22 protein-coding genes are annotated in these 26,054 nt (G+C 66.2%); 8 read left to right on the plus strand and 14 right to left on the minus strand.

Translation table 11 applies throughout. The features are described 5' to 3' along the window. Positions 1–27: 27 nt before the first annotated feature. The 5 genes from KXS11_RS12165 to dnaA form a co-directional block, all read right to left on the minus strand. Positions 28–552, minus strand: a complete 525-nt coding sequence (locus KXS11_RS12165; protein WP_437385851.1) for a DUF721 domain-containing protein — start codon at positions 550–552, stop codon at positions 28–30. Beyond that, positions 545–1,759, minus strand: a complete 1,215-nt coding sequence (gene recF / locus KXS11_RS12170; RefSeq protein WP_437385852.1) for a DNA replication/repair protein RecF — start codon at positions 1,757–1,759, stop codon at positions 545–547. The genes KXS11_RS12165 and recF overlap by 8 nt, the downstream gene beginning before the upstream one ends. A gap of 149 nt (positions 1,760–1,908) precedes the next feature. Continuing rightward, positions 1,909–2,796 (minus strand): phosphogluconate dehydrogenase (NAD(+)-dependent, decarboxylating), encoded by an 888-nt coding sequence (gnd, locus tag KXS11_RS12175; RefSeq protein WP_437385853.1) that lies wholly within the window; start codon positions 2,794–2,796, stop codon positions 1,909–1,911. A 17-nt stretch (positions 2,797–2,813) separates the two neighbouring features. Further along, positions 2,814–3,965: a DNA polymerase III subunit beta gene (gene dnaN / locus KXS11_RS12180; protein ID WP_437385854.1), complete on the minus strand. Its 1,152-nt coding sequence runs from the start codon at positions 3,963–3,965 to the stop codon at positions 2,814–2,816. 467 nt (positions 3,966–4,432) lie between these two features. Beyond that, a complete protein-coding gene (gene dnaA, locus KXS11_RS12185) occupies positions 4,433–5,854 on the minus strand; it encodes a chromosomal replication initiator protein DnaA (RefSeq protein ID WP_437385855.1) in 1,422 nt (473 codons plus the stop codon). A gap of 328 nt (positions 5,855–6,182) precedes the next feature. Between dnaA and rpmH the strand changes: the two genes are divergently transcribed. The 8 genes from rpmH to KXS11_RS12225 all read left to right on the plus strand — a co-directional run bounded on the left by rpmH (position 6,183) and on the right by KXS11_RS12225 (position 13,690). Continuing rightward, positions 6,183–6,320 carry a 50S ribosomal protein L34 gene (gene rpmH / locus KXS11_RS12190; protein ID WP_022889115.1) on the plus strand — a complete coding sequence of 46 codons (138 nt, stop codon included), beginning with the start codon at positions 6,183–6,185 and terminating at the stop codon, positions 6,318–6,320. A gap of 7 nt (positions 6,321–6,327) precedes the next feature. Next, positions 6,328–6,690, plus strand: coding sequence for a ribonuclease P protein component (rnpA, locus tag KXS11_RS12195; RefSeq protein ID WP_437385856.1), 363 nt, complete (start codon positions 6,328–6,330; stop codon positions 6,688–6,690). Beyond that, a complete protein-coding gene (yidD, locus tag KXS11_RS12200) occupies positions 6,687–6,998 on the plus strand; it encodes a membrane protein insertion efficiency factor YidD (RefSeq protein WP_437385857.1) in 312 nt (103 codons plus the stop codon). The genes rnpA and yidD overlap by 4 nt, the downstream gene beginning before the upstream one ends. 9 nt (positions 6,999–7,007) lie before the next feature. After that, on the plus strand, positions 7,008–7,994 hold the full coding sequence (yidC, locus tag KXS11_RS12205; protein ID WP_437385858.1) for a membrane protein insertase YidC: 987 nt from the start codon (positions 7,008–7,010) through the stop codon (positions 7,992–7,994). 8 nt (positions 7,995–8,002) lie between these two features. Further along, positions 8,003–8,506 carry a protein jag gene (locus tag KXS11_RS12210; protein ID WP_437385859.1) on the plus strand — a complete coding sequence of 168 codons (504 nt, stop codon included), beginning with the start codon at positions 8,003–8,005 and terminating at the stop codon, positions 8,504–8,506. Positions 8,507–8,527: 21 nt separating this feature from the next. Continuing rightward, positions 8,528–9,166 (plus strand): 16S rRNA (guanine(527)-N(7))-methyltransferase RsmG, encoded by a 639-nt coding sequence (gene rsmG / locus KXS11_RS12215; RefSeq protein WP_437385860.1) that lies wholly within the window; start codon positions 8,528–8,530, stop codon positions 9,164–9,166. A gap of 2,587 nt (positions 9,167–11,753) precedes the next feature. Continuing rightward, entirely contained in the window at positions 11,754–12,656 is a 903-nt protein-coding gene (locus tag KXS11_RS12220; RefSeq protein WP_437386021.1) for a ParA family protein, read from the plus strand. Further along, a complete protein-coding gene (locus tag KXS11_RS12225) occupies positions 12,656–13,690 on the plus strand; it encodes a ParB/RepB/Spo0J family partition protein (protein ID WP_437385861.1) in 1,035 nt (344 codons plus the stop codon). The genes KXS11_RS12220 and KXS11_RS12225 overlap by 1 nt, the downstream gene beginning before the upstream one ends. 262 nt (positions 13,691–13,952) lie before the next feature. Here KXS11_RS12225 and KXS11_RS12230 read toward each other — a convergent pair whose 3' ends face one another. The 9 genes from KXS11_RS12230 to KXS11_RS12270 form a co-directional block, all read right to left on the minus strand. Next, positions 13,953–14,909: a D-alanine--D-alanine ligase family protein gene (locus KXS11_RS12230; RefSeq protein WP_437385862.1), complete on the minus strand. Its 957-nt coding sequence runs from the start codon at positions 14,907–14,909 to the stop codon at positions 13,953–13,955. A 59-nt stretch (positions 14,910–14,968) separates the two neighbouring features. Then, positions 14,969–16,291: a PLP-dependent aminotransferase family protein gene (locus KXS11_RS12235; protein WP_437385863.1), complete on the minus strand. Its 1,323-nt coding sequence runs from the start codon at positions 16,289–16,291 to the stop codon at positions 14,969–14,971. Positions 16,292–16,394: 103 nt separating this feature from the next. Further along, positions 16,395–16,715, minus strand: a complete 321-nt coding sequence (gene trxA, locus KXS11_RS12240; RefSeq protein WP_437385864.1) for a thioredoxin — start codon at positions 16,713–16,715, stop codon at positions 16,395–16,397. A 48-nt stretch (positions 16,716–16,763) separates the two neighbouring features. Next, on the minus strand, positions 16,764–17,741 hold the full coding sequence (gene trxB, locus KXS11_RS12245; RefSeq protein ID WP_437385865.1) for a thioredoxin-disulfide reductase: 978 nt from the start codon (positions 17,739–17,741) through the stop codon (positions 16,764–16,766). Positions 17,742–17,891: 150 nt separating this feature from the next. Continuing rightward, a complete protein-coding gene (gene murJ, locus KXS11_RS12250) occupies positions 17,892–19,505 on the minus strand; it encodes a murein biosynthesis integral membrane protein MurJ (RefSeq protein ID WP_437385866.1) in 1,614 nt (537 codons plus the stop codon). After that, positions 19,498–21,870, minus strand: coding sequence for a DUF6049 family protein (locus KXS11_RS12255; protein WP_437385867.1), 2,373 nt, complete (start codon positions 21,868–21,870; stop codon positions 19,498–19,500). Before KXS11_RS12255 ends, murJ begins: the two co-directional genes overlap by 8 nt. A gap of 51 nt (positions 21,871–21,921) precedes the next feature. After that, positions 21,922–23,574, minus strand: a complete 1,653-nt coding sequence (locus KXS11_RS12260) for a DHA2 family efflux MFS transporter permease subunit (RefSeq protein ID WP_437385868.1) — start codon at positions 23,572–23,574, stop codon at positions 21,922–21,924. Positions 23,575–23,657: 83 nt separating this feature from the next. After that, a complete protein-coding gene (locus KXS11_RS12265) occupies positions 23,658–24,383 on the minus strand; it encodes an IclR family transcriptional regulator (RefSeq protein ID WP_437385869.1) in 726 nt (241 codons plus the stop codon). Further along, positions 24,380–25,867 (minus strand): APC family permease, encoded by a 1,488-nt coding sequence (locus KXS11_RS12270; RefSeq protein WP_437385870.1) that lies wholly within the window; start codon positions 25,865–25,867, stop codon positions 24,380–24,382. Before KXS11_RS12270 ends, KXS11_RS12265 begins: the two co-directional genes overlap by 4 nt. Positions 25,868–26,054: the final 187 nt, after the last annotated feature.

Consider the following 26,054-nt stretch of genomic DNA (forward strand, 5'->3'; position numbering starts at 1 on the left):
TCACGCCCGGAGGGCGTATTTGCCTCCCTAGCCGTAAGTATCGCGTGGACCACGCCCTGGAATCGACCTGGGACCTCTTTTCCAGGAGGGGGCTCCGGGGCCTTGGAAACGGATCGTGTCGACGCCTGCCTCGGGGTACTTCTCTGCAATGCGGACGAGGAGTTCGTGACGCATGAGTCGGAGCTGCGTCGCCCAGGCCGTCGACTGGCACTGCACGAGCAGCACGCCGTCTGAGATCGACACCGGTTCGGAGTACCTCGCGGTGTCCTCGCCGCACAGTTCGGCCCAGTTGCCGAGGAGCTCGTGCTGCGCGAGCGGTGAGTTCCAGCCGAGGCCGGCGGTGAGCGAATCGATGACCGAACCGAGGCCCTTCGGGTCGCGTCCCTTGCCGTACGGCACCGAGTCCTGCGGCCCGGCGGCCGCACGGTCGCGACGCTTCCGGTCCCGCGAGACGCGCTCACCCCCGAAGACCTCCTTGAACCGGAGATACACGGACACCGACAGCTCTCCGGCCGGGTCGCCGTCCCGTCCGTATCGTCGCGGTTCAGTCATGGAGGGACTCCGCAGCGGTAAGCGAGTGATCGGCGGGCTCCTCGACGATGCGGCCGGCCTCGATACGCACCACGTGCGCAGTGAAGCGCTCTGGCACGTCGTCGAACACCGCAGCAGTGATGATGACCTGGTCGTACTCCGCCACGGCGGCGGCGAGCCGTTCCCGACGGCGGGAGTCGAGCTCGGCGAACACGTCGTCGAGGATGAGCACCGGGTCACCGAGCGAGGAGTCGGCTCGCAGCAGCTCCGCCGAGGCGAGCTTCGCAGCGAGAGCGAAGGACCACGACTCGCCGTGGCTCGCATAGCCCTTCACCGGGAGGCCGTTGAGACCGAAGAAGACGTCGTCGCGGTGCGGGCCGACGAGGGTCAGACCGCGTTCGAGTTCACTCGTCCGCCGTTCACTCAGTGCCGCGCGGAATCGCTCGGCGATGCGCTCGAGATCGACCGGTGCCCCCGCTTCGACGCCCTCGGCAGGGGCGCTGTCGTCGGAGTCGTCCTCGGCATCGGTGCCGGCGATGCTCAAGACCGGCAGGAGCACGGGTCGGTGGTCGTCGCCGGCCACGGAACGGTAAGCCTCCCGCAGCGGCACACCGAGGTTGGCGATCAGTTTGAGACGCTCGGCGATGATCTCGGTGCCGTACTGGACGAGACGCTCATCCCACAGGTCGAGTGTTGCCAGCGGCCCGGATTTCAACCCGCGGGCGCGGGCCGATTTCAGCAGGGAGTTGCGCTGTTTGAGGGAGCGGTCGTAGTCCGACATGACGCTCGCCAGCCGCGGGATGCGCTGGACGAGGAGCTGGTCGACGAACCTGCGACGGGCGGACGGGTCTCCACGCACGATCAGGAGGTCCTCTGGCGCGAAGAGCACCGTCGACACGTACCGCGGCAGCTCGCGCGGCTTGATCTGGGAGCGGTTGACCTGCGCGCGGTTGGCGGAACCGCGGTTCAGCTGCACCTCGGCGAGCAGTTCGCGTCCGTCGTGCTCGATCCGTGCTCGGATGATCGCCGCCTCTGCGCCGTGCCGGATGAGCGCCTGTTCGGTCGAGACCCGGTGCGAACCGAGGCTGCTGAGGTAGCCGATCGCCTCGACGAGGTTCGTCTTGCCCTGCCCGTTGCGGCCGACGAACAGATTGGGTCCGGGTTCGAGCGCCACATCGACTACCGCGTAGTTGCGGTAGTCGGTGAGATTCAAGTGCCGCACGATCACCACGTCACCCTACCGCGAGCCGAAGACGCTGGAAATCCGTACCCGGACATCCCTGCACGCGGATCTGGAGGACGCAGGATGAACGAAATCGGCCCTCCGACGGAGCCTGAGCTCGTGGAGGGCCGATTTCGTTCGTCAGGAGTGGACCGCTACTCGGCCGGCTTGACCGCGTGGCCGCCGAACTGGTTGCGAAGGGCAGCGACAGCCTTCATCGCCGGGGAGTCCTCCTGGCGTGAGACGAAGCGGGCGAAGATCGACGCCGAGATGGTGGGGACGGGGACCGCGTTCGCGATTGCCTCCTCGATCGTCCATCGCCCCTCGCCGGAGTCGTCGACGTAGCCCTCGATCTTGTCGAGGTCAGGGTCCTCCTCCAGAGCGAGCACGAGGAGTTCGAGCAGCCAGGAACGGACGACCGTTCCGCGCTGCCACGCCTTGAAGGTGCCGGGGACGTCCTTGATGATGTCCTCACGCTTGTCGAGGAGCTCGAAGCCCTCGGCGTAGGCCTGCATCAGGGCGTACTCGATGCCGTTGTGGACCATCTTGGCGTAGTGACCGGCACCGACCTCGCCGACGTGGACGAAGCCTTCGTCGCGAGGACCCTCAGGCCGGAGTGCGTCGAAAACGGGCATGACGCGCTCGACCTGTGCGGCGGAACCGCCGACCATGAGGCCGTAGCCGTTGTCGACGCCCCACACACCACCGGAGACTCCCGCATCGATGTAGTCGATGCCCTTGGCGGAGAGGAGTTCGGCGTGCTTGAAGTCTTCGGTGAAGCGACTGTTGCCGCCGTCGATGACGAGGTCACCTGCGTCGAGCAGGTCGTTGAGCTCCTCGACGACGGAGTCGGTGATGGCGCCGGCAGGCACCATGACCCAAACCGTGCGCGGAGCGGGTAGTGCAGCGACGAGGTCACTGATCGTGGCGACGTCCGTGACGTCGGGGTTCCGGTCGAAACCGGTGACCTCGATGCCGTTCGCACGCAGACGCGTGCGCATGTTGTTGCCCATCTTGCCGAGACCGACGAGACCGATGTGCATGGTGAATCCTTTGCGTGTCAGCGCAGCAGCAGGTTTGGCTGCAGCAGGTACTTGTAGCTGTCGGCACCCGGCTGATCCTTGGAGGATTGGCTCGTGATGAGCATGGGTCCCGGCTTGTTCGTGTTCTCCGTCTTGGTGAAGGAGAAGCGCACGTACTCGCTCCGGACCGCGGTCAGACCGTCGATCAGGAACTGTGGCTTCAGTGAGAGCACGATGTCGTCGCCGGTGAGGAGGGCGTCGATGCCCTCGGATGCCTGCGCCTGCTCGGATCCGACGGCTTCGAGCGTGAGGCCGTCGATGGTGAAGGTGAAGCGGAGAGCCGCTTCGCGCTCGAGGACCAGCGACATGCGTCGGGTCGCCTCGATGAGTTCTGCGGTGTTGATGATCGCGTAGTTGTCGGTCGTCTCGGGGAAGAGTCGCTTGACCGGCGGGAAGTTGCCCTTGATCAGGAGCGACGTGACCGTCTTGCGGTCTGCCCGGAACGCGATGAGCTCGCGGTCGTCGCGGTTCGTGATGGCCACGTTGATGTTGCCGCTGTGGCCGAACGTCTTGCCGACCTCCTGAAGCGTGCGGGCCGGAACGAGCGCCGTGACGGTCTCGCTCGAACCGTCACCCTGGCCGGAATCCCAGTCGATCTCTCGGACGGCCACGCGGTAGCGGTCGGTGGCGACGAGGCTGAGGCTCGTCTTCGACACCTCGAGCTGAACGCCCGTGATGACGGGCGTCACGTCGTCGCGGCTTGCTGCGACAGCGACCTGGCTGACTGCTGTCGCGAATTCCTCGGCCGGGACGAGACCGAAGTCGGCGTCGACCTGCGGGATCGTGGGGTACTCCTCGACAGGCATCGATCCGAGGGTGAAGCGTGCGGAACCGCAGGTGACCTCGATGCGGTTCTCGACCTTGCTGAACCGGACGGGGGCGTTGGGGAGACGACTCGCGATCTCGGAGAGCAGTCGGCCGTTGACGAGTGCGGTGCCCGACTCTTCGACTTCAGCGACGATGCCCGTCTGGCTGGAGACCTCGTAGTCGAACGACGAGAGCATCAGGCCTTCGTCGTTCGCCTCGATCAGGATGCCGTTCAGGATCGGCAGCGTCGGGCGCTGCGGAAGCAGCTTCACTGCGAACGAGACGGCTTCGCTGAATACATCCCGGTTGACGCTGAATCGCACGACAAGTCCCCTGTCTCTGGTTCTCGATGACGTGACCAATGCTAGTGGGTCGGTTCCACGGGCGAGCCGACGAGCTCGTTGTGGAGAAGCCCGGCTGGGGAAAGGTTGTTTGGCGGAGAGATCTCTGAATTAACGGTTAACAGTCTTAACCGGTGTGGAAACTGTGGATAACTCGCTCGATCCCGCTCCAGTACAGGGAACTACATGTGTGTAACTTGGTGACGCCCTGTGGAGAGTCGTGACCGTGGGTGTGGGGTCGAGCGCCGGGTGAAGAGTGTTCACTCACAAGCAGGCCCCGAGCTTCCACATCTCTCCACAGGTTATCCACAGGCCGTGGACGGTTCGTTGTGGAAACTCCAGATCCCAGTCGTGGCGCGGGATGAGCGCTCATCGTCGCCTGATGAACGAAATCGGCCCCTCGAGCACACCGGGTGTGTCGAAGGGCCGGAAACGTTCATCAGGAGCCTCTAGGAGCCGTAGCGGAGGTTCTGCTTGATCCGACTCGTGAGCTCGGTGACCTGGTTGTAGATGGAGCGCTTCTCCTGCATGAGGTCGGTGATCTTGCGGTTGGCGTACATGACCGTGGTGTGGTCGCGGTTGCCGAACAGCTGACCGATCTTCGGGAGGGAGAGGTTGGTGAGCTCGCGGCACAGGTACATCGCGATCTGCCGAGCCGTCGCCACGGCCTGGGAGCGGCTCGAACCGTACAGGTCGTCCACGGAGAGCTTGAAGTAGTCGGCCGTGGTGTTGATGATGTCGATCGGCGAGATGACGTTGTCGTCGTCGAGGCTGATGACGTCCTTGAGCACCGTCTGTGCAAGCGTCATGTCGACGGCCGTGCGGTTGAGGCTGGCGAACGCCACCACACGGATCAGCGTGCCCTCGAGCTCGCGGATGTTCGACGACACCTTCGTCGCGATGAACTCCAGCACCTCGTCCGGGATGTGCAGCTTCTCGTTCTGCGCCTTCTTGCGGAGGATCGCGATGCGGGTCTCGAGGTCGGGAGCCTGGACATCGGTGATGAGCCCCCACTCGAAGCGTGAACGCATCCGCTCCTCGAAACCGGTGAGGGCCTTCGGTGGCAGGTCGCTCGTGATGACCACCTGCTTGTTGTGGTCGTGCAGGGTGTTGAAGGTGTGGAAGAACGCCTCCTGGGTCTCCGCCTTCCCCTGCAGGAACTGGATGTCGTCGATCAGGAGGATGTCGATGTCGCGGTACCGGGACTGGAAGAACGAGCCGCGGTTGTTCGCGATGGAGTTGATGAAGTCGTTCGTGAACTCCTCGCTCGACACGTACCGGACCCGGATCCCTGCGTAGAGGTTCATCGCGTAGTGCCCGATGGCGTGGAGGAGGTGGGTCTTGCCGAGCCCGGAGTCGCCGTAGACGAACAGCGGGTTGTAGGCCTTGGCCGGCGCTTCGGCCACAGCGACCGCCGCTGCGTGCGCGAACCGGTTGGATTGGCCGATGACGAAGTTGTCGAAGCTGTACTTGGGGTTGAGGCGGGTGTCGTTCTCGCGTGCCGGCAGCGTGGGTGTCGGTGTGAGCTGCGGCTGGGGAGATTCGAGCGGTGCCGGGTCGATGTGCTGGAAGCCGGTCTGCTCGTAGCGTTCTTCGACGATGTCGGGGTTCACGACCACGGCGTAGTTGCCGACCGGTCCGCCGTCGACGATGGTCGACAGTGCCGCGATGATCGGGGCGCGCATGCGCTGGTTCAGCATGCCCATCGTGAACTCGTTCGGTACCTCGAGGTAGAAGGTGCCGCCCATGATGCCCTTCGGCACGATGAGGTTCAGGAAGCCGCGGAGGGGCGGGGTGATTCGATCGTCGACGGAGAGGATCTCGAGCACCGACTGCCAGGTCTCAGCGATCGCGTCGTCGGCGTCCGACATAGTTCTCCCCATACATACTCACAGGCTCATCCACAGGCTCTGCCCCGAAGAAACCAGGCATCGCGCGGTGCTATCCACACCTTGTGCATAACCCGAGGACTCACGCTAACAACACGTCGGCCCCAACCCAAATCACTGTACGACCGCCCTGCGTGTCACTGCTAGAGTTTCTGGGAATCCTGTGGATAATCATTCGTTTGGGCTCGGCCGGTTTGACCTACGCGCCAGTAGACCGTAGGTTTAATCAGTTGACTTCTGCCCACGGGCACCCTTCCGTACCCTGCTGCCACCTCGTGCAGTGGTGGGTCATGATCCGGAGATCGCAATTATGAGCAAGAGAACCTTCCAGCCGAACAACCGCCGTCGCGCCAAGAAGCACGGCTTCCGTCTGCGCATGCGCACGCGCGCCGGCCGTGCCATCCTCTCGGCACGTCGCGCCAAGGGCCGCACCGAACTCTCCGCGTAGAGCCCTCGTGCTCGAGCGTGCGAGCCGGATCACCTCCGGAGACGACTACCGAGGGGTGGTCCGTCGCGGGGTCCGGTTCGTCGGCGAGCACACGGTGACGTACGTACGCATGAACCCGAAGGGCGGACAGCCGCGCTTCGGGTTCATCGTTGCGAAAACGGTCGGGAACGCAGTGACACGCAATCTGGTCAGACGTCGCCTGAAGGCGATCTGTCACGACAGCGAGCCTCGTGCTGTCCAAGGGGCCGATGTCGTGATCCGCGCGCTGCCTTCCGCGGCGACGGCGACATGGTCGTCCCTCCACGCCGAAGTCGATCGCGCCTTCGCGAAGCGCGGCGTGACGCGCGCCCTCACGGATTCCCCACGATGAACGTCGTCGTGGCTGCTGCCTGCCTGGCGCCCCGCAATGCCGCGGTGCTCGCGCTCCGCGGGTATCGCAAGGCGATCTCGCCGCTGTACGGCGATGTCTGTCGGTATTACCCCAGCTGTTCCGCGTACGCTCTCGGTGCAGTACAACAGCACGGCGTCGTCGTCGGGTCGGCCATGGCGGCCGCGCGGATCGCACGATGCCATCCCTGGGCGGCACCTCGCTTCGATGAAGTGCCACCGAAGAAGAACTTCCGGTACAGCGTGACTCCTCATGGATTCGTCGTGCAACCGAGCCACGGAAAGGGCTGACCCGCACCTATGGACATCATCGGCACAATTCTCTGGCCGCTCAAATGGGCGGTCGAGCTCCTTCTCGTGGGTTGGCACCTGCTGTGGACCGCGATCGGTCTCGACCCCGCTGCCGGTCTGACCTGGGTCCTGTCGATCGTCGGCCTCGTGCTCGTCGTCCGCGCCGCTCTCATCCCGCTGTTCATCAAGCAGATCAAGAGCCAGCGCAAGATGCTCGAGATCGCACCGCAGATGAAGAAGGTGCAGGAGAAGTACAAGGGCAAGCGCGACCAGGCGAGCCGCGAGGCGATGTCGCGCGAGACCATGGAGCTGTACAAGAAGCACGGGACCTCTCCGGTCAGCGGTTGCCTGCCACTCCTGGTGCAGATGCCGATCTTCTTCGCGCTCTTCTCCGTGCTGAACGACGCTCAGAAGAGTAAGGCAGGCGTCGGCCCGCTGAACGAGACGCTCGCGGTGCAGTTCGGTGATGCGAACCTCTTCGGTATCGCTCCGCTCCACACCAGCATGCAGGCTGCCCTCGCCGGAAACCCGGTCAACTGGGCGGTCGTCGTCATCGCCGCGATCATGGTCGTCCTCATGTGCGCGTCGCAGTTCATCACGCAGCTGCAGATCGTTTCGAAGAACATGTCGGCCGAGACCAAGGCGAGCCCGCAGTTCAAGCAGCAGCGGATCCTGCTCTACATCCTCCCGTTCGTCTTCCTCTTCTCCGGCTTCGCGTTCCCGCTCGGCGTCATGTTCTACTGGCTCACGTCGAACGCCTGGACGATGATCCAGCAGTTCCTGGTCATCCGGAACATGCCGACGCCTGGCTCGGACGCCGCGAAGGCCCGTGAGGAGCGCCTCGCTCGCAAGGGCAAGCTGCTCACGCCGAACGGCGACGTGATCTCCATCTCCGAGGCTCCTGTCGAAGAGAAGAAAACCCCCACGCAGCGCCAGCAGCCCATGGGCAAGGCGCGCGCCAAGAAGCAGCAGTCCAACGGACAAGACAACAAGTAGGAGTATCGGTGACTGACCAGGACCTGGCCGAAGCGCAGAACGAAGCGCCCACCATCACACAGCTCGAAGAAGAGGGAGACGTCGCCGCGGACTACATCGAGGAGTTCCTCGACATCTGCGACATCGACGGTGACATCGACATCGACGCGCGCAACGGTCGCGCGTACGTGTCAGTCGACTCCCCCACCGACAGCAACCTGCGTCTGCTCTCGCGCCCCGACACGGTGAACGCACTGCAGGAGCTCACCCGTCTGGCTGTGCAGAACCGTACCGGCGGGTTCTCCCGTCTGATCCTCGACATCGGTGGCTCTCGCGAGGCTCGCCAGCAGGAGCTCGGCGCGCTCGTCGAGCGCGCGGTCGAGCGGATCGAAGCCGGTTCGACCGAGGCGTCGTTGCCACCGATGTCCAGCTACGAGCGCAAGCTGGTGCACGACATCGTCTCCGCTCGTGGATTCGTCTCCGAGTCACACGGCGAAGGCCGCGACCGCCACACGGTCATCACGCGCGCCTGACGCGTTTCACGTGAAACGACCATGACGACACCTGACGGCCTCGAGCCTGAACCAGCTGAAGCGGCGGCGCTCTTCGGGGAGCGGATCGACGTCGGTCGTGCGTTCGCACTGAACCTTGCGGAGCACGGCGAGCCTCTTGGACTCATCGGTCCACTGGAGCCCGCGCGCCTCTGGACTCGCCACATCCTGAACAGTGTGATCGTCGCGCCTCTGCTTCGACCTGGCCGTGTGGGTGATGTCGGCACCGGCGCCGGTCTCCCGGGACTCGTGCTTGCGATCGCTCGCCCCGACGTCGATTTCGTCCTGATCGAGCCGATGGAACGTCGAGTGGCCTGGCTGAACGATCAGGTCGCTGAGCTCGGTCTCCAGAACGTCACGGTCACTCGCGCTCGCGCAGAAGACGTTCGCCTCACTGATCCACTGGACCAGGTGACGGCGCGCGCAGTGAGCGCCCTGCGCAAGCTCCTCCCCCTCACCGCTCCCCTGCTCCGCGATGGAGGCGAGCTCGTGTTGATGAAGGGTGCCGGCGCACAGGCCGAAGTCGAGGCGTCGACGAAGGAGCTTCGGAAGCACCGCGTCTCGAACGTTGAGGTACGGACGCTCGGCGAAGGCGTGCTCGCTGAGCCGACTCGGGTCATTCTGGGAACGGTTCGCGGCTGACATTGATCGATTCACGGGCTTGGGGCGACAATCGGTCGTTGCGAGCCCGTTTTTCGGCTGTCAGGAGAATCGTTCCTGACGAATCTGCCCTCCACACGGTGCTGATTTGGGCGCCTCCAGTTCGTCAGGAGCCATTCTGCGCTCACAATTGTCATGAATTCGGCACGCTCGGCGGGTGAAAATCGCCCACATTGACACCCCAAATTGGGCGAACCGCATGTGGAGTTTCAGATTTCACGTTTCGCCACCGCCTTGGTGTGCAGTTCGCGGCAGGCAAGAGGTGCGAGCGCGTGGCTGTGTTCGAGGACGTCCGCCGCAGCAGAACCGAGGTGCTGTGTCGTGCCTCCCGGTCTCGGTCGGACTCGGATGTTCCCGGTGATCGCTGATGCTGTTCAGGTGTGCGTGCGCGGAGGCCGGCTGCTGGTCGACGACGTGACGTCTGCGGCTCGCGCGACCTCACCCGTCGTGGAAGGGCCGGCCTGCATCAACGACCCGGCAGTTGCCACGGCTGGCCGGCGCAGTACCGCGCACTCCTACCCCGTCGACCGAGAGGCATGAGATTCGATCGGGATGGCCGCACTCGTCGACGGCGGCACGGGGACACGAACGGAGGCGGCCCAACTCGACGACGGACGCATCGTGTATCGCGGCGTCGGCGTCATTGCATTGCATCGGCGGGGTGGGCGGAAGCGCCGGAGACTCGACGTTACTCCCTGGGCGGCGACCTCGGGTCGGCACCCTGGATCGGCGGTCTCCAGCAATCGCATGCAACGAACGCTCGGTATGCGGCTGTCGCGGCGCTTCCGCATTGGTTGGACGGCTCCTGGGCCCGGCCTGAACTTGTGCATCAATTGGCGGGTGCGGGCCCACTCCCCCGGAACTGGCATGAGTCGACAGTGTTGTTGGAGCCCCAGACCCTGACGATGGGCTCTTGTGATGAGCCCGCGATGCGAAGGGGGTGGGTCGGATGATGCTCCGTGAGTGCGTGGGCGGCCGGGCGAGTCCTGGAACGGCGAACGGCCTGCTGAGGTTGTTCGGTGAGCGGTGCAACGAGGGACTGCGCGGTGAGTCGGGGTCTCCGCTGTGCCCTCCGTGCGGATGAGGGATGAAGAGGGATGAAGGGTACGGCGTGTGGTCGGTCCCCTCTATCACGATGGCGGAGAGAGGTGTCCGCGGGGTTGGGTGAGCGTGAGCGATGTTTCACGTGAAACTGGCCCGCGAGGCGCGGCGGCCGGCACGCCGTGAGACACACGCAGTCGATCCGCGTACCCGCTCGCGCTGCCCGGGATTCAGTGTTCACGGCACGGAGTGGGCTGTCGGCTGCACCACGAGTGCCATGTGCCCGCACGTTTTACGTGAAACGTGCACTCGTCAGCGCGCGACCCTCCCTGCGAGGGCGGAACGGGCAACCCCTCCCCCACGACGTGTGGTGCGCGTCCCTCTGACAGCGCGCTGGTGATGTGACCCGGTGAAGGCGCGTGAGAGCGAGCCCCAGGGACTCGATGCTTGATCGGGGTGCCTGCGCTCTGTCACGGAATCGCCTAGGCGACGGTACTCGTCGCGAGTGGCTCACATCAGCTCATGGTTCTCCGGGAGGAACTGTGTTTCACGTGAAACATCTGGTTGCGTGATCCGTCACGAGCCCGGAGTGGAGGCTGTTGAACCGGGCAGCTCGATGGACAGCCGCAGCCGGGCCCGTGCTGTATGGGGTGCATCGCGACGCCGTGTAGGAGACGGGCTGTTCATGCGGTGCCGATTGAGTACGCCGTGTGCTCCCGACTGAGTCGCACAGCGAGGGGACCATGTCGCAGAGCTGGGTGTCACCTCTGCGTACATGGTGCGTGCCGACTTGATGGCGAGTCTGGGTGGAGTGGGATGACGTGTGGCAAGAGTCGCGATGCTGGTCGTGTTTCACGTGAAACACCGAGCCTCCTCTGACCGAAAACGGGCGTCAGGGACGCGCTGTGGGTTGACGAGGGCCGGCTGTGGATAACTCTGTGGACAAGACTGCACCTCGGGTGTGCCGGCTGGGGTTATGCACATCTGCGCAGCGCCGTCGTCAGGGTGCCGAGGTGTGCCTCGTTGGTGACCTGATTGCGGAGCGACGTACGGCGTGGGGACTCGTGTGCCGCAGAAAACCGCGGAATCTCCGCGGTTCTGGGCTTGCGTCAGTTGGGATTGGATGCGCATAAGAGATCGATGACAGCTCCGTCGTGACGGCCGCGCTGAATGAGATCGCCCGAGAGAGGCGCGGGAGGTGGTTGTCCACAGGGTCATGCACATGCGGGCAGGGTGTGGATAACTCTGTGGAGAAGATCCATGCGCTGTACTGCCAGTGGAATCACGACGGGTCTTCTAGACGAAGGGTGTCGCAAAATGAGCGGCGACCATCCTTCCATGTGGTCTCGCGCAGGTGTCCGCTCCCCCGGATCGCCACCCCTGCGCGGACCATGCGCTGGTACGGTGGAAACATACGTTTCGATCGAGAAGGTTTCACGTGAAACAACCCCTACCAACGCACTCCGCAGCATTCGCGCGCGACTCCGTTGGTGGCGGCTTCGACGCATCGACACCGCTCGCACGCGAGATCCACGACTTGACTGAGAGGCGCAAGGCCTTGGCCCAAACGACGCTGCCGACTCCGAACCGCACGCGCGTGTTCACCGTCTCGAATCAGAAGGGTGGAGTCGGAAAGACCACCACCACGGTGAACATCGGAGCGGCTCTCGCGAAGGCAGGGGCCCGGGTGCTCGTCATCGATCTCGACCCTCAGGGAAACGCGTCGACGGCGCTCGGTGTCGATCACCACGCCGAGGTTCCCAGTGTGTACGACGTCCTGATCGATGACTTCCCGCTCGCGGACGTCGTGCAGCAGAGTCCGGAGTTCCCGACACTGTTCTGTGCACCATCGACCATCCACCTCGCCGGGGCCGAGATCGAGCTCGTTTCGCAGGTCGCACGTGAGCATCGCCTCCGGACGGCTCTTGAACAGTTCATCGAGGACGCCGAAGAGCCGTTCCACTACGTCCTCATCGACTGCCCTCCCTCACTCGGGCTCCTCACCATCAACGCGTTCGTCGCGGCGAAAGAAGTCCTGATTCCGATCCAGTGCGAGTACTACGCACTCGAAGGGCTCAGCCAGCTTCTCAGCAGCATCCAGCTCATCCAACGTCACCTCAACCCGGGTCTCTCAGTCAGTACGATCCTGCTCACGATGTATGACAGCCGCACCAACCTGGCGCAACAGGTCGCCCAGGATGTCCGCGACCACTTTTCCGGCCAGGTCCTCGATTCGGTGATTCCCCGCGCGGTGAGGATCTCGGAGGCACCGAGTTTCGGTCAGAGCGTGATCAGCTACGATCCGACCTCTCTCGGTGCGGTCTCCTACCTGGAGGCGGCAGCGGAGATCGCGAAGCGCTGGGCGGCGAAGGAGTCGAGCAGCGAGACAGAACCAACCGACCCGAACCACCCTGAGGGAGTCAGTCACTGATGGCAACGAAACGAACCGGACTCGGACGCGGTATCGGCGCTCTCATCCCGACCACCAGTTCCGACGCCCAGGCGAATCGTCCAGTCGACGTCTTCTTCCCCGACAACCAGGGCACGGCACGCAAGGCCGCGAAGGATGCGGCGACAGCTGCAGCCGATGCCGCTGCAGCTGATGCCACCGCGGCAGAATCCGAGGTCGTTGACGCTGGTCCGCAACTGGTCGCGGTACCCGGTGCACGGCTTGCCTACCTCTCCCCCGCATCAATCGTGCCGAACGCCAATCAACCCCGCACGGTCTTCGATGCAGACCACCTCGCTGAACTGGTCGTCAGTATCCGCGAGGTCGGTGTGCTCCAGCCCATCGTCGTGCGTACGATCGCGGGCGAGGTCGAGCAGTACGAACTCATCATGGGTGAGCGTCGTCTGCGGGCGTCGAAAGAGGTCGGCCTCGATCGCATCCCCGCGATCATCAAGGACACCGCGGACGAGGACATGCTGCGCGATGCGCTGCTCGAGAACCTCCACCGCTCTGAGCTCAACCCACTCGAAGAGGCGTCCGCGTACCAGCAGCTCCTCGCTGACTTCGGGATCACGCAGGATGAACTGGCGAATCGGATCGGTCGTTCCCGGCCGCAGATCAGCAACACCATCCGACTGCTGAAGCTGCCGGCGGCGGTGCAGCAGCGCGTCGCGGCCGGCGTGCTCAGTGCGGGCCACGCTCGTGCGATCCTGTCACTGACGGACGCGGATGCTCAACAGCGACTCGCTGACAAGATCGTCAATGAGGACCTGTCGGTCCGTGCCGCTGAAGCCGCTGCGGCGCAGGGTGTGCAAGCGAAGAAGCCGCGGCCGATCGCCGGTTCACGGCGAGGACAGCTCGACGAGATCGCCGACCGCCTCGGGGATCGACTGAACACGCGTGTGAAGGTGACGCTCGGGGCGAAGAAGGGCCAGATGGTGGTCGAGTTCGCCACGATCGCGGACCTGAACCGCATCCTCGGCGAACTCGGCGAAACGGGCTTCGGTCAGTCCTGAGCGGTGCGTTCCACGTGAAACATCGGCATTGAATGCCAGGTCAGACAGAGAAAACCGCAAGAGTCAAGGCGGTATGCCCGGAAACCGCACGTTCCCCGTGGCGGCCGTCGAGGACCGTTTCACGTGAAACAGTGAACTGAATCGCCTGGTCGAAGCGGGTTTTCTGGCCGTGGCGCCTCGACAAGCTCGGCGACCGGGACGACATCGCCCCTGAGCTTGTCGGAGGGCTGCCTCGCAACGTGCCCCTCGAGCCGGCGTGGGGTCAGGCGCCGGCGATCGCCGCTTCGACGAGGGATGAGTACACATCGCCGAGTGAACGACCCGACGCCTCGATGGCCAATGGCATGAGCGAGGTCTCGGTCGTCCCGGGCACGACGTTGGCCTCGATGAACCATGGCTGACCGAGCTCGTCGACGATGAGGTCGATGCGCGAGTAGTGCCGGAGCCCCAGGACCCCGTGGATGGCGACAGCCATCGCAGCGGCTCGCTCGGCGACGATCTCGTCGATGCGCGCGGGTGTGTAGAACGTGGTCTCCCCCGCGTTGTAGCGTGCGTCGAAACTGTAGATCCCGGAACGCGGGACGATCTCGACGGCGGGGAGCGCGAGGGGTCCATCGCCGGTGTCGAGGACGGTGATCGCGAGTTCGGTACCCGTCACCTTGCGTTCGATGAACGCCGAGTCGCTGTACGTGTACGCCTGGACCAGAGCACGCGGGAGCTCGGAGGCCTCCTCGATGATCGTCACGCCCTGGGCGGAACCGCCCCGTGACGGCTTGACGACCGCCGCGTCTCCGATGGCGTGCAACACCTCGGCGAGCACGCTGTCTGCGCCGAGTTCGCGGAAGGTCTCTGTCGGCAGGGTGATCCACGGCGGGGTGTCGAATCCGGCCCTGGCCACCAGCGTCTTGGCGGTCGGTTTGTGCCAGGCGAGAGCGGTGGCCTCGGCATCGGAGCCGAGGAAGGTGACACCCTTCGTTCGGAGCAGGGCCTGCAGAGCGCCGTCCTCACCGCTCGCCCCGTGAAGTGCCAGCCACACGGCGTCGAACGAGCCGGCGTCGAGCGAGGCGAGCAGCGTCGCGTCCGGGTCGCGGTGGGTGACACGGTGACCAGCTCGCTCGAGCTCTTCGCCGACCCGTCGGCCGGATCGCAGGGAGACGTCGCGTTCGTGGGAGATCCCGCCGGACAGGACGAGGATGTTGCGATGCAATTTTTCGCTCATGATCTGGTCTTCTCTCGCTTCGATCGATCGAGGTCGGTTCGCCGACGGTGCCGCTGGGATCAGGACAGGTCCGGCGGTGGGGCGGTGTATCCCGCGCGATCCGGAGCGCGACGGAGGCTCCCTGTGCCCGCGAACGTGTCCAGCAGGTCGAGTTCGCCGTTGACGACGGTGGCGAGGCGCCGGACGCCGAGCTTGATGGCCTCCGGCGTGGGATAACAGAACGAGAGGCGGATGTTCCGCCGTCCGTCGCCGTTCGCGAAGAACGCGGTTCCCGGGGTGTAGGCGACGAGTTCGGTGACGGCGCGAGGGAGCATGGCCTTCGAGTCGAGCTGCTCGGGGAGTGTCAACCACACGTAGAACCCGCCGTTCGGGTCGGTCCAGGCGCAGGACGGGAGATACTCCTCGAGCGCGCTGATCATGGCCGTCTTGCGTTCGCGGTAGACACCGCGGAAGGTGTCGATCTGCTGGCGCCAATCGGCCTGGTCGAGGTACTGCGCCACGACCATCTGGCTGAACGAGGACGGGCTGAGGATGGCGGCCTCGTTCGCGAGGATGAGCTTCTCCCGGATCGCGTGCGGGGCGAGGGCCCAACCGACACGGAAGCCCGGCGCGAGTGTCTTCGAGAAGGTGCCGAGGTACACGACGCCGTCCTCGTCGACAGAGCGCAGCGCCTGGGGCGGAGGTCCGTCGAAGTACAGCAGCCCGTATGGGTTGTCCTCGAGGACGAGGATGTCGTTCTGTCGACAGATGTCGATGATCTCAAGCCGACGCTCCCAGCTCAGGGTGACGCCGGCGGGGTTGTGGAAACTCGGGATCGTGTACAGGAACTTGATCGTCTTCCCCGCCCCGCGCAGTGCGACGATGTGTTCCCGGAGCGCCTCGGGGATGAGCCCGTGCTCGTCCATCGGGATGTGGTCGACCTCGGCCTGGTAGCTCTTGAAGATCACCATCGCCGTGACGTAGCTGGGCCCTTCGGAGATGACGACGTCTCCCGGGTCGAGGAACAGCTTGCTGAACAGTTCGAGTGCGTGCTGACTGCCGGTCGTGACGACGACGTCGTCCGCGCTGCCGGAGATGCCTTCGAGAGCCATCACGTCGAGGATCTGCTCACGGAGCTTCGGCACACCCTGACCGGATCCGTACTGCAGCGCCTGAGGCCCGCTCTCGCGGATGGTGCGGTCGGCGGCCTCCCGGATGAGCTCCTCGGGGAGTGCAGAGACGAAGGGCATTCCGCCGGCCAGGGAGACCACCTCAGGGCGGCTGGCGACGGCGAACAGGGCCCGGACCTCACTGGCGGCCAGGCCGGCCGTGCGGGCGGCGTAGGCGCCGTACCACGGGTCGAGACTGTTGCCGCTGGTGGTGGGGACGCCCTGAGGTGACACGGTGGATCCGATCTGCGTGAGTTGGTCAATGGTATTGGAGGGTGGGTACACGAAACCCGCCCGGCTCAGTGAGCCGGGCGGGTTCGGTGGAACGACCTCCTGGCTAGGCCAGGAAGGCGGCGAGGTCCTTCTCGAGAGCTGCCTTCGGCTTCGCTCCGATGATGGTCTGCGCGACCTCGCCCCCCGTGAAGACCTTCATCGCGGGGATCGAGGTGATCTGGTACTTCATGGCGAGGTTCGGGTTCTCGTCGACGTTCAGCTTGAGGACGGTGATCTTGTCGCTGTTCTCTGCGCCGATGGTGTCGAGGATCGGGCCGACGGCGCGACACGGGCCGCACCAGGCAGCCCAGAAGTCGACCAGGACGGGCTTGTCGCTGTTGATGACCAGTTCGTCGAACGTGGCCTCGGTGACTGCATCTGACATGAGTGTTCTCCTTCGTGTACGTGTGTGTGGGCGGTGCCCTGGCGGGTGTTAGACGGTGGCGGTGGCGAGGGCGGCGTCAGCCGCCTGCGCTTCCCCCGCTGCCTGCTCCAGGTCCGCGAGGTAGTGCTCCGCGTCGAGGGCTGCGACGGTGCCGCTGCCGGCAGCCGTGATGGCCTGCCGGTACGTGGGGTCGATCACGTCGCCCGCGGCGAAGACGCCCGGGAGGTTCGTCTTCGACGAGCGACCCTTGACCGCGATGGTGCCCTCGGGGGCGAGGTCCAGCTGGCCGTGGATGAGGTGCGTCCGCGGGTCGTTGCCGATCGCGATGAAGAGTCCGCCGAGCGGCAGGTGCGTCTCGGTGCCGTCGGTCGTGGAGCGCAGGGTCACACCATCGACAGCGTCTTCACCGGTGATGCCGGCGATCTCGCTGTTCCAGATGAACTCGATCTTCTCGTTGGCGAACGCACGGTCCTGCATGATCTTCGAGGCACGGAGCGTGTCCTTGCGGTGGATCACGTAGACCTTCGACGCGAAGCGCGTGAGGAAGGTGGCCTCCTCCATGGCGCTGTCGCCGCCACCGATCACCGCGATGGTCTTCTCCTTGAAGAAGAAGCCGTCGCAGGTGGCGCACCAGGACACACCGTGACCGGAGAGTCGCTCCTCGTCGTGCAGGCCGAGCTTGCGGTAGGCGGATCCCGTCGCGAAGATGACCGTCTGGGCCTCGTGGACCTGACCGTTGCCCAGGGTGACCGTCTTCACGTCGCCGTCGAGCTTCAGCTCGGTGACGTCGTCGTACAGGACCTCGGTGCCGAACTTCTCGGCCTGCTCCTGGAGCTTCATCATGAGCTCGGGGCCCTGGATGCCCTCAGGGAAGCCGGGGAAGTTCTCGATCTCCGTGGTGTTCATGAGCTCGCCGCCGGCCTCGACCGACGATGCGACGAGCAGTGGCTGCAGCGAGGCGCGGGCAGCGTAGATCGCCGCCGTGTAACCGGCGGGTCCTGATCCGATGATGATGACCTGACGCACGATGCTCCTCAGTGGTTCGTGGAGGGCCCGAACCAGGTGGGTTCCGGGCTTCCGAGTGGTGTAACACATCCTAACCGGCCGCTATTCCGGCGCTCCCGGCAGTTACGGACAGTTCGGAGACAGTGTTTCCTGAGGACTCGTGGCCGCGGTCTAGCGTCCGAAACGGGACAGGACCGGCGCGAGGGCCGCCCTCAGCTCCGGTGCGCGGAAGAGGGCGAGGAGCGCGACGTAGACCGCCGCCATGACCGCGCCCACGACGGCCATCGTCACGAGTGAGCCGAACAGGCCTCCCGTGGTGAAGCCACCCTCATGGACGCCGCCGAGGAGCAGCAGCACGATGAAGCCGATGACGGCCGCAGGGAGCGAGGCGACGCCGAAACGAAGCAGGCTCGGGACGATCCTGCGGAGCTCGAGTCCACCGAGACGGCGGCGAAGCAACCATGCGGCGACGATCGTCTGCGCGATGCAGGCGACAGTGATCGCCGTCGCGACGCCGACCGCCACGAGCTCATCAGGCAGCAGCATCCGTCCGCCCAGAGCCAAGAGCGTGAAGAGCAACGTCTGGAACAGGGTGAAGAAGAACGGCGTCTTCGTGTCGCCGAGGGCGTAGAAGGCGCGCTGCACGACAAACAGGATGCAGAACGGCACCAGGCCGAGAACGAACGCCGTGATGATCGAACCCATCGCCTGGGCATCGCCGAAGTTGTTGGCGAACACACTCGCAAAGGGCACGGCGACCACGATGATGACGGAGGCCGCGAGCACGATCAAGAGGCTCACGGTGCGGATCGCTGCAGAGATGTCCGCCCTGAGACGGCTGTAGTCCGGTACTCCCCCGACTCCATGGGCGTGCTCGCTCATCCTCGTGAAGTAGGCGGTCGCGATGGAGACGGTGATGATCGAGTGCGGGAGCATGAAGATGAGCCAGGCGTACTGCAGGATCGCGACCGACGGCGCGTCACCGGAGACCGAGGCGACGATCTGCGTCTCGACGATGCCGCCGATGGTCGTGAGGATCAGCATGCCGAAGGTCCAGCTCGCGATCCTCCCCGTAGCGCGCAAACCCACCCCGCGCCACTGGAAGTCAGGCCGGAAGCGCAGTCCGGCGCGACGCCAGAACAACAACAGGAACAGCGCCTGGACCACGACGCCGAGGGTCGCCGATCCAGCGAGCACGAGCGTGCGTGCACCGTCCCAGGTGCCGAGCGCGGGCTCCTCGGAACCGAACAGCACGATGAAGCACAGCAGCCCTGCGATCGCGATGACGTTGTTGAGCACGGGCGCCCAGGTGAAGGGGCCGAACATCTTGCGGGCGTTGAGGACCTCGCCGAGCACCGTGTAGAGCGCGTAGAACAGGATCTGCGGGAGACACCAGTAGGCGAACGCCGTGGCGAGCGCGAACTGGTCCGCCGGGAGCGATCCGGCCACCACGAAGACCGCGACGGGGGCCGCAAGGGTGATGATCGCCGTAGCGGCACCGATGCACACGAGCGTGATCGTGATCAACTTGTTGATGTACGCGTTGCCGCCGTCCGCGTGGATGCCCGCGCGGACGATCTGCGGGACCAGTACGGCGCTCAGGACACCCCCGCCGATGATGACGTAGATGGTGTTCGGTAGTTGGTTCGCAATCGCGAAGGTGTTGCCGACGATGTCGACGCCGATGACGTTGGCGACGAGGATCGCCTTGACGAAACCGAGCAGTCGCGAGACCAGGGTCCCCGAGGCGAGGAGCGCGCTCGCTCTGCCGATGCCGTCAGCCATCTGTCTCCTGTCGTCCGGGTGACGACTCTACCGGCGGCTCGCTGCCCACCGCCTGATCGTCGCCCGGTGGGGCGCCCTCGGCGGTCCTGCGTTTGGCACGTCTGCTCAGCACCATGCGGATCACGCCGCTCACGAAGAGGAGCGCGACGAGCACGGCGAGGATGATGGCGCCGATGCCCTCCCAGTCGGCGCGGACGTTGACGCCGACGAATGCCTGGGAACCGATCGCCTGCCCGGTCTGGCTCGACAACTGCAGCCGCAGGGTGACGTCGCCGTTCCCGATCTGCGCCTGCACCGGCAGCAGGACGGTGGCGCGAGAGTCGGCGGCGATCTCCTGCTTGACCGAACCGGACACACTGAGGCGGCCGTTGCTCGGCGACGCCTGCATGATGACCGTGACGGGGTAGGGGAGGTCGTTCCGCACCGCGAACGGGAGGGACACCTCGCCGCCGACCATGTTGATGTCGCTACTGTCGGCGACGCGCACCGAGGCCAGGACCGTCTCGGTTCTCGCTCGTTGCTCGGTGACCGCGGTGTTCCAGGCGTCTTCCGACGGCAGCCAGCCGGCGGCGAGGGTGGCGAGGAGCGTCGCGCGTTCGCGGCCTGTCAAGAGTTCCGGTTCGTCGAGGACGGTCGCGAAGAGGCCGACCTCGACCTCGTCGTCGAGGAGACCCTGGACACCGTCGGCGCGCCCTTCGGCAGGGGTGAGGCCCCCCAGCGAGGCGACACTCGGGGCCTCCGCCAACGCGCCAGCGACCGTCGTCTGCACCGCAGCGGGAAGTCCGCGGAGCGCGGCCACGGTCTCGGTGAGCGACGGAAGCGCGCCGTCGACACCGCGCGGCAGGACGGCGACGACGGTTCCACTGATGGTCCCCTCGGTGCCGATCGCGGCGACTCTCGCATTGACGTCGGCGATCGCGGTCTGCAGTGCGCTCTCGGTGGTGGCCGACGCCGCGGCGCTCAGCGATTCGGCGATGCCGTGGTCGGCGAGCAGCACACGGTTGGCGCCGACCGTCGCGGAAGCGGGAAGCGTCCGCCCGTTCGTCCCCACGTTCGCCGAGTCGAGCATCGTCACGGTGGCGCCGGAGGCCGCGAAGACCGAGAGGTCTGCGTCGGACACCGCCCCGCCAGACCACACGACGCCCGGCAGCGTGTACGTCCAGGCGAGCAGCTCGTCGATCGTGGGAACCGCCGGCACCGGTTCCGTCGGTGTCTCGGTCGGTGTCGGCGTGGTGGTCGGCGTCGGCTCCGGGGTCTCGACGGTCGTCTCGGTGGCACCCGTGGTCGCCGACTGCGGCGTGGGCTCGGCGCCGTCCGTGCCGCTCGTGGGGGTGTCGGTCGGCGTCGGGGTGTCCGTCGACGGCACGCTCGCCGGGAAGTCGGCCAGGTCGAGTGCGAATGCGAACGACGTCGGTTCGAGCAGTCGGTCCAGGCCCGCGTCCGCCTGCACCGCCGGCTCGGCGTCACCGTACTGCAGGGCGAAGCTCTCGTTCGGTGCCGCCTCGAGGCGTGCGAGCCAGGCCACCGCCGATTCGGGTGCGCGCGTGCCCAGGGCACGGATCGACGCGATGATGCGCGGATCGATGCCGATCGCGATCTGCTCACCGATGAAGGCGTCGAGCTGGGTGGTGAGTGCGCCATCGGCGGCGGTCAGCTCCCTCAACTCCTCCGCGTCGAGGATGCCGCCGTAGCTCAGCGGCACCGTGAGCGGAGCGACGACGGCGAGGGTCGTGGTCGTGGGCTGCCCCTGAGCACGCCAGACGATCGCCGTCCGTCCGCCGCCCGCCGTGTCGCCGGCGGAGTACCCGGCGGTCACACCGTAGGAACCCCAGGCGTCGGCGTCGTCGAGTCCGAGGGCCGGTGGAGTGAAGTCGAGGCCGCTGACGACGTACTGCTGTCCGGCGATGAGCTCGGGGATGTCGATCGTGCGGATCACCGTCGTGCCGGTCGGCGTCGCGGCCGCGTCGGCACCGCTCACGCCGAGCCAAGCGTCGAGGTCGGCCGTCGCCGTCAGCGGTGCATCGGTCACCGCCAGTGCCACGGTGCCGGCGGGGAGGTCCGCATCGGTGCCGTTCGTGATCGTGATGCCGAACGAGGTGATCGTCGCCTGCTCGACCGCTCCCCCGTCGCTCGGGCTCACCTCGACGGCGACCAGTCCGTCGGGGGTGGATGCCAGGCGTGCGGCGTCGTCGACCGCTGTCGGCTCGATCGTCGCGGACGCCACGGACCCCGGGAGCCATCCGCCGGCGGACACGACGGCGAGCGACAGCGCGGCCGCGGTGAGGGCGCTGAAGAGGCGTGGGCGTGTGCGAGGTCGTGTCATGGCGGTGATGGCCGTTCCGCGGAGGCGGAGCCGTCCGGTCACGATTCTACGGTGGCACCCCAAGCGAAACTGAGTGCTGGCGCCGCACTCGACTCAGGGCGTCGTCGTGCCGTCGGTCGCGCGCGTCTCCGATCGGCTGTCGGTCTCCTCCCGACGCCCGCTTCCGAGCGAGAGGGTGGCGAGGAATCCGACGGCCAGGAATCCGGCCGCGGCGAATGCTGCGTACCTGGTGCCGTCCGACAGTGCGAGCTTCGCATCGTCGGCCACCGCTGCTGTCGAGGGATCGGCGGCGAGACCGGCGATCGCAGCGCCCGAGCTGTCGACGACGCTCGAGACGAGCGCGTCACGTTGCTCCGCGGGGAGGCCGGAGTCATCGAGACGGGCGTCGAGCACCGATGCCGTACTGACAAAGAGGATCGTGCCGAGCACCGCGATACCGAGGGCGGAGCCGATCTGGCGCGCCGTGCTCTGCGTTCCGGAGCCCTGTCCGCTCTGTTCCACCGGCACGTCCTTCAGGACCACACCGGTGAGTTGCGCCGTTGCGAGGCCCACACCGAAGCCGTACACGAACAGGAACGGCACGATGGCGAACCACTCGGTCGACGGGCCCACGACGAGGCCGATGCCGGCGACACCGATGATCTCCGCGAGGATGCCGATGCGCACGATCAGCACTGGGGCCACGCGGTTGCCGAACGCTCCGGCGAAGCCACTCGCGACGAAGGAACCGATCGCGAGGGCCAGCAGGATCACGCCCGTCTGGAGTGCGCTGTACCCGAGGACGTTCTGGAGCCAGATGGGCAGGGAGAGGATGATCCCGAATTCCCCGAGTGACACGATGAGCGCCGCGATGTTGCCGTTCCGGAACGACGGAAGCGAGAACAGGCTGAACGCGATGATCGTGCTCCGCCCCTTGCGCATCCGGTGACGACCCCAGAGCACGAAGGCGACGCCTGCGAGCACGGTGATGATGAGCGAGATCGGTACCGGTGAGAGCGCGAACGGCCAGGCCCACCCGCCGATGGTGAGTGGATCGTTCGTGAGCCACCAGCCGAGGCTGCGCCCCTCGATGAGCCCGAACACGAGGGTGGCACTGGTCACGATGGACAGGATCGCGCCGACGACGTCGATGCGATCGGTCGTCTCCTCGCGGGACTCCCCCACGAAGAGCAGGAGTCCGATGACGATCAGGATGCCGAGCGGGACGTTGATGCCGAACGCCCAGCGCCAGGAGAAGTCGGTGGTCAGCCAGCCTCCGAGCAGCGGTCCGACCGCCACCATGCCACCGATCGTCGAGCCCCAGACCGCGAAGGCGATCGCTCGATCACGGCCTCGGAAGGTCGCGTTGATGATCGACAGCGTGGTCGGCAGGATCATCGCACCACCGACACCCTGGATGACGCGCGAGAGGATGAGCAGGTCGCCCGTGGGTGCGAGCGCCGCGAAGACCGAGGCGCCGCCGAACACGATCACCCCGATGAGGAGCATGCGGCGTCGGCCGAACCGGTCCGCGAGGGTGCCGAAGACGATCAGGAGGGCGGCGAACACGAGCGTGTAGGACTCCTGCACCCACTGCACCTGCGTGGACGAGATGCCGAGGTCGTCGACGATGGAGGGGATCGCGACGTTGACGATGGTGGAGTCGACGATGATGAGCGCGACGGCGATGCTGATGACGACGAGGCCGAGCCATTTCCGGCGGTCGGTGGTGGCGCCCTCAGGGGTTGCGGCGGTCCCGTGGCTCATGAGCGAAAACGATCAGCTGGCTGCATAATTCGAGTATGCGCCTCGTTCGCCCGAGATGCCACCTCGGGATGCCACGGGATCGTTCACGCCAGGAGGGGCTGCAACTGGCGCGAGCCGTCGATCATGAGGTCGAGGAGCGCCGCGGGGTGTTCGACGCGCACGCTCGGGGCCGACAGCGACAGCCCTGCCACGAGCCCACCCGAGGCGTCCCGGATGGGAACGACGAGGCAACCGTAGCCAGGGGTGAGCTCGCCGAGCTGGCTGGCGTAGCCGAGGCGGTCGACGTCGGAGACGAGCGCCGCCGCATCGTCCTTCGGCCTCGCGACGAGGGGCGACCAGTCGACTCCGGTGCGGATGAGTTCATGGAGGAGCAGCCGGCCGATCGCCGAGGTGTCGATCTGCCGCACGATCCGGTGTTCGTCACTCAGCGGGAAGTCCGGATCGGCGTCGACGATCCGGATGCGTTCGCCCTCGTATCGCACCAGATGGACGCCGCCGCGGACGCTCGAGCGCAATCGACCCATCACCTCGCGGGCGGCCTGCGGTGGCGGTGGCGGGGCGACCAGATGGGCGAGTTCCACGACCTTGCGTCCGAGGGCGAAGCCGCGGAGATCCGGCATCCGCACCAGGTACTCGTCCTGCACCAGGAGGTTGAGGAGGCGATACGTCGTCGCCCGAGGCATGTCCAGGCCGGCGGAGACCTCCTGTGCGGTGACTCCGGCACCGCAGCGCGCGACCTCCTCGAGCACCGTCAGCGCACTGTGGATCGCCTTCGGCTGCCGCGCACGGAGCTCGCCCGCGCCGCTCACCCGTGCTCCGACTGCCCGCCGAGCACGTCGGCGCTCACCGTCTCGTCATAGATGCCGATCGTGGAGCTCAGCCATGGCCGATGCCGATGCCGGAGCACCCACACGCCCACACCGAGCACGATCGCGACGAGGAACACCCACACCCCGACACCCCGCGCACTCGTGCTCTCCACGACGAGGTACACGCCGAGAGCGATCGAGAGCAGCACCCCGGCGACCACCGCCCGGATGAGCGGCCACGCGGTCAGTTCCCCGATCCGCCACAGGAACACGGGTGCCGCGGCGCACACGAGGATGTAGGCGGTGATGTAGCCGCCGGCCGCCACGACGATGAGGATCTGCATCGCGGCCCACGCGCCGTCCGCGAGCACGAGGGTGAGCACCGAGACCGGCGTCACGATCGCGAGGGCCGTGAGGATCGCGACATGCGGCGTCTGGAAGCGGCGGTGCGTGCTGCCGAGCCTCGACGGGAGGACGCCCTCGCGCCCCATCGAGAACACGACCCGGGAGAACGCCGTGATCGACGCGATCGCGCAGGCGAGGAAGGAGGCGGCCACGGAGAGGTCGAGCAGCAGTCCCATCCACTCCACGCCGGACGAGGTCGCGAGGTCGTTCATCGGCGCCTGGCTCGCCGTGATGTCCGCGCCCATCGCCTTGAACCCGGCGAGCTGGCTGTAGGAGGTCACGAGGTAGAGGAGACCGGCGCCGATGACGGTCCAGACGAGCGACCTGGGGATGCTCGCGAACGGCCGACGGGCTTCGACGCCGAGTGTCGACGAGCTCTCGAACCCGACGAACGCCGTGATCGCCAGCACTGCCCCGACGGCGAGGTTCTCCGGTGAGGCGTCGAAACCGAGCACCGACCAGTCGGGCACCGGGCCGAAGCGGGAGAGCAGCACACCGACGAGCACGAGGATGATCCCGACCGAGGCGCTCTCCACGAGGAGCGTCACGCGGGTGGACAGCCGGATGCCGCGCACGAGGACGACCAGGCAGACCGCGGCCATGCAGATGACGAGCACCGCAACGACCAGCGTCGACGCCGGCATGCTGGGCCAGAACCGGTGCAACAGGATGGAGAGATAGTAGCCGGCACCGGCGAGGGCGAACATCGCGATGAAGCCGTAGCCGATGAGGAGGGCGACCCCTGTCACGAACGCTGCACCCGTTCCGAGACCCTTCGACACGAAGGTGTAGAGCGAACCGGTCGACGCGATGCGCTTCGCGAAGACGTTCACGGTCGTCGCCACGAGGAGCGACAGCAGCATCGCTATGGCGAGGGACCACACGGTCGCCCCGCCTGCGGTCACCGTCACGAGCAGGGGGATCGTCGTTGCCGCAGCAGATGGTGCGACGGCCGACACTGATTGGGCCAGCACATCGACGAACCCGACGCTGCGCCGCTGGAGGCCGTCGACGGGCGATCGTGATTCCAGACCTCGCACGGTGGGCGGGTTGCTGATCGCGCGTTCGAGCGCCGTCATGACGCACCGCCTCTCGCTCCGAGGCCCGGCGGGCCTCCAGCCCAGGCTATGCGCGCCGCGTTGCACCGGCGTGGCAGGCGTGTTTCGGCTTCGTGTCCGCCAAATGAGACAGCTCGCAGAGCCGGTCTCATTCGCAGCGCTCCAGGTGTTACCGGGACGAGACGACCAGGCAACACCGGGCCGCGAT

Source organism: Plantibacter flavus, from assembly GCF_051487245.1.
Taxonomy (GTDB): Bacteria; Actinomycetota; Actinomycetes; order Actinomycetales; family Microbacteriaceae; genus Plantibacter; species Plantibacter flavus_B.

Excerpts from the sequence above, each read along its gene's own strand:
- KXS11_RS12165 (WP_437385851.1), bottom strand. The coding sequence starts at position 552 with ATGACTGAACCGCGACGATACGGACGGGACGGCGACCCGGCCGGAGAG.
- gnd (WP_437385853.1), bottom strand. The coding sequence starts at position 2,796 with ATGCACATCGGTCTCGTCGGTCTCGGCAAGATGGGCAACAACATGCGC.
- dnaA (WP_437385855.1), bottom strand. The coding sequence starts at position 5,854 with ATGTCGGACGCCGACGACGCGATCGCTGAGACCTGGCAGTCGGTGCTC.
- rpmH (WP_022889115.1), top strand. The coding sequence starts at position 6,183 with ATGAGCAAGAGAACCTTCCAGCCGAACAACCGCCGTCGCGCCAAGAAG.
- yidD (WP_437385857.1), top strand. The coding sequence starts at position 6,687 with ATGAACGTCGTCGTGGCTGCTGCCTGCCTGGCGCCCCGCAATGCCGCG.
- yidC (WP_437385858.1), top strand. The coding sequence starts at position 7,008 with ATGGACATCATCGGCACAATTCTCTGGCCGCTCAAATGGGCGGTCGAG.
- rsmG (WP_437385860.1), top strand. The coding sequence starts at position 8,528 with ATGACGACACCTGACGGCCTCGAGCCTGAACCAGCTGAAGCGGCGGCG.
- KXS11_RS12225 (WP_437385861.1), top strand. The coding sequence starts at position 12,656 with ATGGCAACGAAACGAACCGGACTCGGACGCGGTATCGGCGCTCTCATC.
- KXS11_RS12230 (WP_437385862.1), bottom strand. The coding sequence starts at position 14,909 with ATGAGCGAAAAATTGCATCGCAACATCCTCGTCCTGTCCGGCGGGATC.
- trxA (WP_437385864.1), bottom strand. The coding sequence starts at position 16,715 with ATGTCAGATGCAGTCACCGAGGCCACGTTCGACGAACTGGTCATCAAC.
- murJ (WP_437385866.1), bottom strand. The coding sequence starts at position 19,505 with ATGGCTGACGGCATCGGCAGAGCGAGCGCGCTCCTCGCCTCGGGGACC.
- KXS11_RS12260 (WP_437385868.1), bottom strand. The coding sequence starts at position 23,574 with ATGAGCCACGGGACCGCCGCAACCCCTGAGGGCGCCACCACCGACCGC.
- KXS11_RS12270 (WP_437385870.1), bottom strand. The coding sequence starts at position 25,867 with ATGACGGCGCTCGAACGCGCGATCAGCAACCCGCCCACCGTGCGAGGT.